The sequence below is a fragment of the Dokdonella sp. genome, assembly GCF_017744955.1.
Lineage (GTDB): Bacteria > Pseudomonadota > Gammaproteobacteria > Xanthomonadales > Rhodanobacteraceae > Dokdonella_A.
This window is the reverse complement of the sequence record NZ_JAGIAG010000003.1, coordinates 115929-126420: the sequence shown is the minus strand read 5'-3', so window position 1 is coordinate 126420 and position 10492 is coordinate 115929. Positions and strand designations below refer to the sequence as shown.

Genomic DNA, 10492 nt, shown 5'->3' with positions numbered 1-10492 from the left:
GCTGCTCCGTCGCCTCAGTGCCGCTCGGCGTCGCCGCCGTGCGACTTCGCGTAGATCCACGCCGCGATCAGGCGCACGTCGCCCTCGCCGAGGCGCGTGCGCCACGCGGGCATGGTGCCGCTGCGGCCGTAGCGGATGGTCTGCTCGATGGTGGCGAGGTCGCCGCCGTAGAGGCGCCTGGCGTGGGTCAGATTCGGCGCGCCGAGCGCCGGATTGCCCTTGCCCTCGACGCCGTGGCAGGTCGAGCAGACGGTGAACTGCGCCTTGCCTTCGGCCGCGCGCGACGGCGAGTGCGGCGGGCCGGACAGGCTCTGCACGTAGTTGGCGAGGCGTTCGATGTCCTCGTTGCTGAAGGTCGCCTGGAACGGCGGCATGGTGCCGCGGCGGCCGTCGAGGATGCTGGTCAGGATCGCCTCGCTGCTGCCGCCCCAGAGCCAGTCCTGGTCGGTCAGGTCGGGTGCGCCGACGGCGTGGTTGCCGCGGCCATCCAGGCCGTGGCACGCGGCGCAGTTGTCGACGAACAGGCGATGGCCCATGCGCGTCGCCTCCGGCATCGCGGCGAGCTGCTCGACGCTGCGGCCCTCGAAGCTCTGCAGCACCGGCGTCAGCTTGGCCTGGTTCGCGGCGCTCTCGCGCGCGAGCTGGTCGTGCGCGCTCCAGCCGATCAGGCCCTTGTAGCTGCCGAATCCGGGATACAGCACCAGATAGACCATGCCGATGACGAACACGCTGGCCGACATCAATACCCACCACAGCGGCAGCCGGCGCACGCCTTCGCGCAGCACGCCGTGCGCCCAGACGTGGCCGCTGGTGCCGTCGGGCTGGGTCGGGATCGCGACGAACTGTCCCCAGACGAACAGGAACAGCGTGATGCCGAAGTTCAGCACGACCAGGAACATGATCCAGCCGGACCAGAATGCGCTCATCGCCGTGTCCTCCCGTTTTTCCGCGGCTCGCTTTCGATCGGTTCGTCTTCCATCGGCAGGCGCGCGAGCGCGTCGAACTTGCTCTTGTGGCGGCCGTTCCAGACCCAGATCCAGATGCCGACGAAGCTCGCCATCATCAGCACGATCAGCACGCCGGTGAGATGACCCCAGAGGGCGTTCATGGCTTGGCCTGCGCCGTCGACGCGGTCGCTGCCGCCGGTTCGTTGGCGATGCCGAGGCCTTGCAGGTAGGCGATCAGCGCTTCCATCTCGGTGCGGCCGACCACCGCGGCGGCGGCGTTGGCGATGTCCTCGTCGGTGTAGGGATCGCCGAGCAGGCGCAGCACGCGCAGCTTCTGCGTGATCTCGTCCGGATCGACCAGCGCCTGCATCAGCCACGGGTAGCCGGGCATGTTCGATTCCGGCACGACCGCGCGCGGATCCTTCAGATGCACGCGCTGCCACTCGTCGGAATACTTGCCGCCGACGCGCGCGAGGTCCGGCCCGGTGCGCTTGGAGCCCCATTGGTGAGGACGGTCGTAGACCGATTCCTCGGCGGTCGAGAACGGCCCGTAGCGTTCGGTCTCGGCGCGCAGCGCGCGGATCATCTGCGTGTGGCACAGATAGCAGCCCTCGCGCACGTAGATGTCCTTGCCGGCGAGGCGCAGCGGATCGTAGGGCTTCACGCCCGGCGCCGCCTTCACCTCGTGCGCGCGCATGAACAGCGGCGTGATCTCGGCCAGGCCGCCGATCGACACCATGATCGCGGTCAGGATGCCGAGCAGGCCGGCATTCTTCTCGATCGCCTCGAAGTACTTGTAACCACCTGCCATTGTCGTGGCCCCTAATTAGAGTGCTGACGAAATGAGATCGCGCTTCCGGCTCGAATACCTGACCGAAGCAGTGCTCATGGACGGGCGCATCAACTCAGCGCCGGCAGCGGCGCGGGAACCTGGCGCGGTTCGGGTTCGGGGATCGGCACCGGGATCGGCTTGATCAGATGCGCGCGCGCGTCCGCCGCCGTGTGCCACAGGTTCCACGCCATCACCACCATGCCGCCGACGACCAGCACGCCGCCGAACCAGCGCACCACGTAGTACGGCTTGGCGGCGAGCAGGCTGGCGATGAAGGAGTGCGTCAGCGATCCGTCCGCTTCGGTCGCGCGCCACATCAGGCCCTCGGTGACGCCGGCGAACCACATCGCGATCACGTACAGCAGCAGGCCGACCGTGTGCATCCAGAAGTGCACGTTCATCGCGCGCGTGGAGTACATCGCCGGCTGGCCGAGCGCGCGCGGCGCCATCGCGTAGAGCGAGCCGATGGTGATCATCGCGACCCAGCCGATCGAGCCGGAGTGCACGTGCGCGACGGTCCAGTCGGTGTAGTGCGAGAGCGCGTTGACGGTCTTGATCGCCATCATCGAGCCTTCGAAGGTCGAGGCGGCGTAGAACACCAGCGCGATGACCATGAACTTCGCCGCCGGATCGGTGCGCAGCTTGTCCCACGAGCCGTTGAAGGTGAGCAGGCCGTTCGCCGCCGAGCCCCAGCTCGGCATCAGCAGCACCAGCGAGAACGCCATGCCGACCGACTGCACCCAGTCCGGCAGCGCGGTGTAGATCAGGTGGTGCGAGCCGGCCCACATGTAGACCGAGATCAGCGCCCAGAAATTGACGATCGAGAAGCGGTAGCTCCACAGCGGCTGCTGCGCCTGCCGCGGCACGAAGTAGTACATCATGCCGAGGAAGCCGGCGGTCAGGAAGAACGCCACCGCGTTGTGGCCGTACCACCACTGCACCATCGCGTCGACGACGCCGGAGTAGATCGGATAGGACTTCCACAGCGACACGGGCACGACCAGGTTGTTGACGATGTGCAGCAGGCCGACCGCGATGATGAAGGCGCCGTAGTACCAGTTGGCGACGTAGATGTGCCGGATGCGCCGGCGCGTGAGCGTGGCGAAGAAGACCACGCCGAAGGAGACCCAGACCACCGCGACCAGCAGGTCGATGAGCCACTCGGGCTCGGCGTATTCCTTGCTCTGCGTGATGCCGAGCGGCATCGTCACCATCGCCAGCACGCAGATCAGCTGCCAGCCCCAGAAGGTGAAGTGCGCGAGCCGGCCGAGCGCGAGCCGCGTGTGTCCGGTGCGCTGCACGACGTAGTAGCAGGTGCCCATCAGCGCGGAGCCGCCGAAGGCGAAGATCACGCCGAAGGTGTGGTCGGGCCGCAGCCGGCTGAAGGTCAGCCACGGGATGCCGAAGTTCAGCGCCGGCCAGGCGAGCTCGGCGGCGATGTACACGCCGACCGCCATGCCGATGATGCCCCACACCGCGGCGGCGAGCAGGAACAAACGTACGACGTGGTCGTTGTAGGTCTCTACGATGCGCATGACGTCCCCTTCGTATTGGCGCCCGCCATTCTCGCCGAGGCGACGGGCGCATCCCGTGATGCGGATGCAGGCAGGTTGTCGCAGTTGCGCGTTTCGGCGCGCGGCGTATCGACGCATTCGCGGCATTTCGTCGCTAGACTCGTCCGTCCCCGCCGCTGGAGCCCGGATCGTGGCGCCCGATTCGTTCCGCCGTCTCGCCCTGCGCCTGCCCGAGGCGAGCGAGGGTTCGCACCTGGGCACGACGGACTTTCGCGTGCGCGGCAAGATTTTCGCCACGCTGGGTGGTGGCGGCGTGAACGGCCGCGCGGTCGTCAAGCTCACGGCGGCGCAGCAGGAAATGTTCCTGCATCTCGACGCGCAGGCATTCGCGCCGGTGAGCGGCGCCTGGGGCGGCAAGGGCTGGACCTGGCTGCATCTGCGCGACGCGAAGGAGGCCCTGGTGCGTGACGCGCTGCTCGCGGCCTGGCGCAACGTCGCGCCGAAGCGCCTCGCGGCGCAGATGGATCGGGGGAGCGGGAACGAGTGAGTCCGGACGGGGGAAAGGAATGAGGAATGACGGTTCGGCGCGAATCGTTCGCGGCGATTCGCGCTCGACACGCAGGCGCGCGATCCGCTTCGCGGCCTTGACGTGCGGGCTCGCGCTCGTCGGCGGTTGCGTCAGCGTGCCCCTGTCGACCTTGTGGAAGATGCGCAACTTCGGGCCGCAGGATCTGCTGCAGCTCGATCCCGCCGCGCTTCGCGTCGCCGCGACGACCGCCGAGGGCGTGCAGCCGGACCCGGCGAAGACGACGCTGAGGATCGGCCTCGTCGAGAAGGACGGATCGAAGCGGACGCTGAACCTCGCGCTCGAGGAAGCCGGGCACGAGGCGCCGCCCGACGCGACGCTGCCGTGGACGGTCCTGAGGACCGACGCCGCGTCTTCGCGCGTCCTGCTCGAACTGCGCGATTCGCTGCGCGCGCATCCCGAAGCGATGCCGAAGAACGCGAGCATCGACGTCGACGTCTTCATGAAGGAGCGGCCGGCCGCCGAGGTGAAGACCTTGCACCTGCACGTTTCGCTGCGGCTCGGCGCGGATCAGGCGTGGATGCCGCTGTTCGACGGCGTCGCCATTCCGGTCGGATCCAGGCAGACGCTGTAGGCGCGAGGCGGACCCGGAAGAACTCGTCCCTTGCCGCCGCCGCGCGGGCCGCAACCCGGCGCTGCCGCGACGGCGACGATCAGCGCGGATCTTCCAGGCCGAAACGGCGCCGCAGCGCCTGCTGCGAGTGCGCGAGGATCTCGTCGGAGCGTTTCGGATCGGTTTCCGCGCGCGCCATCGCCAGCGCGCCGACGAGTTCGGCCAGCATCGAATCGGCCTGCGCGCCGGCGTCGGCGCAGCCCAGCGCCGTGAACTGCGCGGCGATCAGCGCGCGGATGCGCCGCGCGCCTTCCGCGTAGCGCTTGCGCGCGTCGGCTTCGAGGCGCGGCAGATCGGAAGCGAGCGCGGCGATCGGGCAGCCGCTGTGTTTCGCGTCGCGGTGTTTGCGCGAGAGGTAATGGCGAACGTACAGCTCCAGCGCCTCGGCCGGACTGCGCCCCGCGCTCGCCTCGAGGATCAGCGCTTCGCGTTCCTCGAACATCTGGCCGATCGCCGCCGCGACCAGGGCGCCCTTGGACGGGAAGTGCGCGTAGAAGCCGCCGTGCGTCAGCCCGGCCTTCGCCATCACGTCGGCCACGCCGACACGGTCGGGGCCGTCGACGCGGATCGCGGCCGCGGCGGCCTTCAGCAGGGTCTTGCGGGTGTTCTGCTTGTGCTCGGCGGCGTAGCGCATGGCGATCGGATTGGTTTTTGTATGATCATCATCATATCATCCTCGCAAGCGGTCGCGCCGATGCGACCGACCATCCTCCAAGGAGCCGTGCGATGTCCGACATCTATCTCGTTCCCGGTCTGCGTACCCCGTTCGTCAAGGCCGGCGGCGTCTACGCGAAGCATTCCTCGATCGACCTGTCCGTGCCGCTGGTGCGCGCGATGGCCGAGAAGGCGCGACCGGACTTTGTCGTCTGGGGCCAGGTCATCACGCATCCGGACGTCTCCAACATCGCGCGCGAAGTCGTGCTCGACGCGGGCATCGACCCGACCATTCCGGCGTTCTCGACCACGCTGGCCTGCTCGACCAGCTTCATGGGCGCCGTCGAGGCTGGCGCGATGCTCGGGCGCGGCGGCGCGCACCTCGCGCTGGTCGGCGGCAGCGAATCGATGAGCCACGTGCCGATCGCGTTGAAGCAGCGCGTCGCCGACGAACTGATGATGCTGTTCGCGAAGGACAAGGCCGCCGCCACGGAGCGCCTCGCGCGCGTCGGCGTCGCCGACTTCAACCTGCCGGCGCGCGGCTGGGCCAACCGCAAGAGCGGGCGCTCGATGGGCGAGCACACCGAGGACACCGTCAAGCGCTTCGGCATCTCGCGCGAGGACCAGGACGCGCGCGCGCTGCTCAGCCACCAGGGCGCGATCCGCGGCCAGGACGAAGGCTTCTTCGACGACCTGATCCTGCCGTTCGACGGCGTAGGCACCGACAACCTGCCGCGCCGCGACACCTCGGCGGAAAAACTCGCCACGCTCAAGCCGGCGTTCGATCCGGCCAGCGGCACCATCACCGCCGGCAACGCCTCGCCGCTGACCGACGGCGCTGCCTCGCTGTGGGTCGCCGATCGCGAAGGTCTCGCGCGGCTCGGCGTGGCGCCGACCGTCAAGCTGGTCGACTGGGAACTCGCCGCGATCGACTACCTCCACGGCGACGAAGGCATGCTGATGGCGCCGGCGCGCGCGATCGCGCGCCTGCTCGCGCGGCATCGGCTGAGCTTCGCCGACGTCGCCTCGTGGAACGTCCACGAAGCCTTCGCCGCGCAGGTCGTCGCCAACCTGCGCCTCGCCGCCGACGCCGGCTACCGCAAGGAACGCGCCGGCGTCGACGCCGATCTCGGTGCGTTCCCGTGGGATCGGGTCAACCCGCACGGCGGCTCGATCGCGCTCGGCCATCCGTTCGCCGCGACCGGCGCGCGCGTACTGAGCCAGGCGGCGAAGGAACTCGCCGCGCTGCCGAGCGGATCGCGCGGCATCGTCTCGCTCTGCGCGGACGGCGGCACCGGCACGGTCGGCTTGCTCGAGCGCGTCTGAGATCCCGCTCGCGCCGCGAGGAGTCCCGCCGGCCCCGCCGGCGTTGTGCCGGCGCGGGCACTGCGCTCCAATGGTCGTCCGCAACCGTGGAGCGCCGATGCAGCGCACGTCGTATTCGCCGCCGGGCCTGCGCTTCTGGCTGATCTACGCCGCCGTCTGGCTCGCGCTCGGCCTGTGGCACGGCGTCAATGTGATCGTCGGATTGCGCAACGCCGGCGAAACCCTGCCGGCGTGGCAGCCGCTCAGCTGGGAGCTCACCAGCGTCAGCGTGATCGCCGTGCTGGCGATCGCGCTGGCGCGCTTCGAGCGGCGCTTTCCGCTGTCGGGGCCGGGCTGGCCGGCGCGGCTGCTGTGCCACCTGCCGGCCGCGGTCGCGTTCTCGCTGGTGCACACGGCCGCGATGGTCGGCTTGCGCAAGCTCGTCTACGCGCTCAACGGCGCGCACTACGACTTCGGCGACTGGCGGCTGGGCCTGTTCTACGAATTCCAGAAGGACCTGATCACCTACGCGATGATCGCCGGCGCCTGCGTCGGCTGGCGCCTGTGGCGCGAACGTCGCGCGCACGAACTCGCTGTCATCCGGCTCGAACGCGATCTCGGCACCGCGCGCCTGGCCCAGCTGACGGCGCAGATCGAGCCGCATTTCATGTTCAACACCTTGAACGCGATCTCCAACCGCATGCACGAGGACGTCGACGCCGCCGACCGCATGATCGCCGCTTTCGCCGATCTGCTGCGCGCGGCGCTGACCGAGTCGGGCGAGGCCGAGGTGCGCGTCGGCGACGACGCGGTCTGGCTGGAGCGCTACTTCGAGCTGATGCGCGAGCGCTTCCGCGGCAAGCTGGTCACGCGCGTCGCGGTCGACGACGCGGCGCGCGCGGCGCGCATTCCGCGCCTGCTGCTGCAGCCGCTGGTGGAGAACGCCTTCGAGCACGGGCTGGCAGGCGGTCGAGGGCGCGTCGACGTGGTCGTCGCGGCGCGCGGCGATCGCCTGGTCTGCACGGTCGAGGACGACGGCGCCGGCGTCGCGCCGCAGTCGATGCCGGGCGTCGGCCTCGCCAACGTGAAGGACCGGCTCGCGCTGATGTATCCGAACGATCATCGCTTCGCGATCGCGCCGCGCCCTGGCGGCGGCACGCGCATCGAGATCGACCTGCCGCTGCGCCGCGATGACTGAGACGCGCGTCGCCATCGTCGAGGACGAGCCGCCGGCGCGCGCCAAGCTCCGGCGACTGCTGGCCGAGCGCGCCGGCTACCGCGTGGTCGCCGAGGCCGAGGACGTCGCCGGCGGTCTGGCCGCGCTGCGCGAGACACGGCCGGACCTCTTGTTCCTCGATATCCGCCTCGGCGCAGAGAACGGTTTCGACCTGCTCGCGCGCGCCGCGCCGCCGCTGCCGCTGCTGGTGTTCACGACCGCCTATCACGAGCACGCGCTGCGCGCGTTCGAAGTCGCCGCGCTCGACTACCTGTTGAAGCCGTTCGACCGCGAGCGCTTCGCGCACATGCTCGCGCGCGTGACGCAGCGGCTGGCCGAGCGGCGCGACGGCGACGGCGCGAGCCTGGGGGAGGAACGCCTGCGCCGCATCGACGCCGGATTGACGCGCATGCCGCGGCTGCAGCGCCTGATCGTGCACGAGCGCGGTCGCTCGCTGGTGGTGCAGCTGGCCGACGTGCTGCGGTTCGCCGCCGCCGGCAACTACGTCGAAGTGCACACCCGCGAGCGGCGGCACCTGATCCGCGCGACATTGTCTCGGTTGGCGCAGCGCCTCGATCCGGCCGAGTTCCTGCGCGTGCACCGCTCGCATCTGGTGCGCGCGGATTTCGTCGCCTCGATCGCGCCGTGGGCGCACGGCGACCTCAAGCTGATCTTGCGCGACGGCAGCGAGCTGATGCTGAGCCGCCGCTATCGCGCCCTGCTACCGGACGCGTTCGGCGCGGTGTAGCGCCGCTCGTCCCGCGGCGCGTCCCCGTCGTCACTCTTTCGTTGCCGGACGCGCGCACGCCCGCTGCAATCGCGCCGGGAATCCACGGAGAGATCGACGATGCGACATCTTCTGGCGATCGGACTGGCGGTCGTACCGGCAATCGGAGCGGCCGGCGTCGCGCGCGCGCAGGCCGCATTCGACTGGAACGCCTACGGCGGCGACGGCCGCGGCCAGCGGCACGCGCCGCTGGCGCAGATCACGCCGGCGAACGTGGCCGGGCTGGAACTCGCCTGGAGCTTTCGCACCGGCGAGCTCGGCGAGGGCTTCGCGCGCGCACACGAGGCGCTGACGTTCGAGGCGACGCCGCTGAAAGTCGGCGACACGTTGTACTTCAACACCGCGACCGGCAAGGTCTTCGCGCTCGACGCGGCGAGCGGCCGCGAGCGCTGGCGTTTCGACGCGAACGTCGATCGCGGACGCGACTATTCGGAGATGACGACGCGCGGCGTGTCGTGGTGGCGCGACGCGCGCGCCGCCGCCGGCGCCGTCTGCGCGGAGCGCATCGTGTTCCCGACGATCGACGCGCGCCTGCTCGCGCTCGACGCGAAGACGGGAAAGCGGTGCGCGGACTTCGGCGTCGACGGCGAGGTGGACCTGTCGCGGAACGTGCGCCTGATCGAACGGCGCCTCGGCCAGTATCAGGCGACCTCGCCGCCGGCGATCGTCGGCGACGTCGCCGTGATCGGTTCGTCGATCGGCGACAACGGCGGCACCGACCTCGAGCTCGGCGTCGTGCGCGGCTACGACCTGCGCAGCGGCGCGCTGCGCTGGCACTGGGATCCGATCCCGCGCACGGCCAGGATGCCGGGCGACGCGGCCAATCCCGAGTTCGGCGAGATCGCCGCGCAGCAGGCGCGCTGGACCGGCGCGGCGAACGCGTGGGCGCCGCTCGCGGTCGACGCCGAGCGCGATCTGGTCTTCGTTCCGACCGGCTCGGCCAGTCCGGACTTCTTCGGTGGCGAGCGGCCGGGCGACAACGCTCACGCCAATTCGGTGGTCGCGCTGCGCGCGGCGAGCGGCGAGCTGGTCTGGGGGCGCCAGCTCGTGCACCACGACCTGTGGGACTACGACACCGCCTCGCAGCCGATGCTGATCGACCTCGATCGCGACGGCGCGACAGTGCCGGCGCTGGTGCAGCTGACCAAGACCGGCCAGGTGTTCGTGCTGAACCGCGAGAACGGCGAACCGCTGTTCCCGATCGAGGAGCGCGCGGTGCCGCAGGGCGCGGTCGCCGGCGAGACGCCGTCGCCGACGCAGCCGTTCTCGTCGCTGCCGCCGCTGGTGTCGCATGCGAAGGTCACGCCGGACGACGCCTGGGGCCTGACGTTCTGGGACCGCGGCGTCTGTCGCGACAAGATTGCCGCGCTGCGCAGCGAGGGCATCTTCACGCCGCCGAGCCTGCAGGGCACGATCGAGCGTCCCGGCTACGCCGGCGGCTCGAACTGGGGCGGCGGTGCCTGGGACCCGCAGCGCCGTCTGCTGATCGCCAACGTGATGGACCTGCCGTTCGTGGTCGCGCTGATTCCGCGCGGACAGCTCGACGCGCAATACGATTCCGGCCTCTACAAGGACTGGGAGTTCGCGCGCCAGAGCGGTACGCCGTATGCGATGCGGCGCGCGCTGCTGAAGTCGCCGCTCGGCGCGCCGTGCACGGCGCCGCCGTGGGGACGGCTGGTCGCGCTGGATCTGGGCAAGGGCACGATCGCCTGGTCCAAGCCGCTCGGCACCTCGCGCGATCGCGCGCCGTGGCCGTTCTGGAACATCGAGGGCGCGCCGAACATGGGCGGCCCGCTGACCACCGCCGGCGGGCTGGTCTTCATCGGCGCGACCACCGACCAGTTCCTGCGCGCTTTCGACACCGCCAGCGGCGCGGAAGTGTGGAAGGCGCGGCTTCCCGCGGGGGCGCAGGCGACGCCGATGAGCTACGAGATCGCCGGGCGCCAGTACGTCGTCGTCGCCGCCGGCGGCCACGCCAAGCTCGGCACGACGATCGGCGACTACGTGCTCGCGTTCGCGCTGCCTGCGGCGCGATGAG

The 10492-nt window shown here is 70.3% G+C and carries 11 protein-coding genes; 6 read left to right on the top strand and 5 right to left on the bottom strand.

Going from position 1 to position 10492, the window contains the following annotated elements:
• Positions 1 to 14: 14 nt before the first annotated feature.
• The 4 genes from ccoP to ccoN form a co-directional block, all read right to left on the bottom strand.
• On the bottom strand, positions 15 to 926 hold the full coding sequence (gene ccoP / locus J7520_RS08825; RefSeq protein ID WP_291186869.1) for a cytochrome-c oxidase, cbb3-type subunit III: 912 nt from the start codon (positions 924 to 926) through the stop codon (positions 15 to 17).
• Positions 923 to 1108: a cbb3-type cytochrome c oxidase subunit 3 gene (locus J7520_RS08820; protein ID WP_291186867.1), complete on the bottom strand. Its 186-nt coding sequence runs from the start codon at positions 1106 to 1108 to the stop codon at positions 923 to 925. The genes ccoP and J7520_RS08820 overlap by 4 nt, the downstream gene beginning before the upstream one ends.
• The gene (gene ccoO / locus J7520_RS08815; protein ID WP_291186864.1) at positions 1105 to 1758 is read right to left on the bottom strand and encodes a cytochrome-c oxidase, cbb3-type subunit II; all 654 of its coding nucleotides are present in this window, start codon (positions 1756 to 1758) and stop codon (positions 1105 to 1107) included. Before ccoO ends, J7520_RS08820 begins: the two co-directional genes overlap by 4 nt.
• Before the next feature lie 89 nt (positions 1759 to 1847).
• The gene (gene ccoN, locus J7520_RS08810) at positions 1848 to 3314 is read right to left on the bottom strand and encodes a cytochrome-c oxidase, cbb3-type subunit I (RefSeq protein WP_291186861.1); all 1467 of its coding nucleotides are present in this window, start codon (positions 3312 to 3314) and stop codon (positions 1848 to 1850) included.
• A gap of 169 nt (positions 3315 to 3483) precedes the next feature.
• Between ccoN and J7520_RS08805 the strand changes: the two genes are divergently transcribed.
• Together J7520_RS08805 and J7520_RS08800 are read left to right on the top strand one after the other, a co-directional pair.
• Positions 3484 to 3840 carry an MmcQ/YjbR family DNA-binding protein gene (locus tag J7520_RS08805; protein ID WP_291186860.1) on the top strand — a complete coding sequence of 119 codons (357 nt, stop codon included), beginning with the start codon at positions 3484 to 3486 and terminating at the stop codon, positions 3838 to 3840.
• A gap of 136 nt (positions 3841 to 3976) precedes the next feature.
• Complete coding sequence (locus tag J7520_RS08800) at positions 3977 to 4453, top strand: hypothetical protein (protein ID WP_291186858.1); 477 nt, start codon at positions 3977 to 3979, stop codon at positions 4451 to 4453.
• A 79-nt stretch (positions 4454 to 4532) separates the two neighbouring features.
• Here the strand turns inward: J7520_RS08800 and J7520_RS08795 are convergent, their stop codons facing one another.
• On the bottom strand, positions 4533 to 5126 hold the full coding sequence (locus J7520_RS08795) for a TetR/AcrR family transcriptional regulator (protein ID WP_291186855.1): 594 nt from the start codon (positions 5124 to 5126) through the stop codon (positions 4533 to 4535).
• A 92-nt stretch (positions 5127 to 5218) separates the two neighbouring features.
• On the opposite strand from J7520_RS08795, the gene J7520_RS08790 reads away from it, so the two are divergent.
• The 4 genes from J7520_RS08790 to J7520_RS08775 all read left to right on the top strand — a co-directional run bounded on the left by J7520_RS08790 (position 5219) and on the right by J7520_RS08775 (position 10491).
• A complete protein-coding gene (locus J7520_RS08790; protein WP_291186852.1) occupies positions 5219 to 6472 on the top strand; it encodes an acetyl-CoA C-acyltransferase in 1254 nt (417 codons plus the stop codon).
• Positions 6473 to 6569: 97 nt separating this feature from the next.
• Positions 6570 to 7649, top strand: coding sequence for a histidine kinase (locus J7520_RS08785; RefSeq protein ID WP_291186849.1), 1080 nt, complete (start codon positions 6570 to 6572; stop codon positions 7647 to 7649).
• Complete coding sequence (locus J7520_RS08780; protein WP_291186848.1) at positions 7642 to 8415, top strand: LytTR family DNA-binding domain-containing protein; 774 nt, start codon at positions 7642 to 7644, stop codon at positions 8413 to 8415. Before J7520_RS08785 ends, J7520_RS08780 begins: the two co-directional genes overlap by 8 nt.
• 99 nt (positions 8416 to 8514) lie before the next feature.
• On the top strand, positions 8515 to 10491 hold the full coding sequence (locus J7520_RS08775) for a pyrroloquinoline quinone-dependent dehydrogenase (RefSeq protein ID WP_291186845.1): 1977 nt from the start codon (positions 8515 to 8517) through the stop codon (positions 10489 to 10491).
• The last annotated feature ends 1 nt before the right edge of the window (position 10492 follow it).

What these genes read in the sequence shown, in the direction of transcription:
- J7520_RS08775 (WP_291186845.1), top strand. Translation starts at nt 8,515, where the DNA reads ATGCGACATCTTCTGGCGATCGGACTGGCGGTCGTACCGGCAATCGGA.
- J7520_RS08780 (WP_291186848.1), top strand. Translation starts at nt 7,642, where the DNA reads ATGACTGAGACGCGCGTCGCCATCGTCGAGGACGAGCCGCCGGCGCGC.
- J7520_RS08785 (WP_291186849.1), top strand. Translation starts at nt 6,570, where the DNA reads ATGCAGCGCACGTCGTATTCGCCGCCGGGCCTGCGCTTCTGGCTGATC.
- J7520_RS08790 (WP_291186852.1), top strand. Translation starts at nt 5,219, where the DNA reads ATGTCCGACATCTATCTCGTTCCCGGTCTGCGTACCCCGTTCGTCAAG.
- J7520_RS08795 (WP_291186855.1), bottom strand. Translation starts at nt 5,126, where the DNA reads ATGCGCTACGCCGCCGAGCACAAGCAGAACACCCGCAAGACCCTGCTG.
- ccoN (WP_291186861.1), bottom strand. Translation starts at nt 3,314, where the DNA reads ATGCGCATCGTAGAGACCTACAACGACCACGTCGTACGTTTGTTCCTG.
- ccoP (WP_291186869.1), bottom strand. Translation starts at nt 926, where the DNA reads ATGAGCGCATTCTGGTCCGGCTGGATCATGTTCCTGGTCGTGCTGAAC.
- J7520_RS08820 (WP_291186867.1), bottom strand. Translation starts at nt 1,108, where the DNA reads ATGAACGCCCTCTGGGGTCATCTCACCGGCGTGCTGATCGTGCTGATG.
- ccoO (WP_291186864.1), bottom strand. Translation starts at nt 1,758, where the DNA reads ATGGCAGGTGGTTACAAGTACTTCGAGGCGATCGAGAAGAATGCCGGC.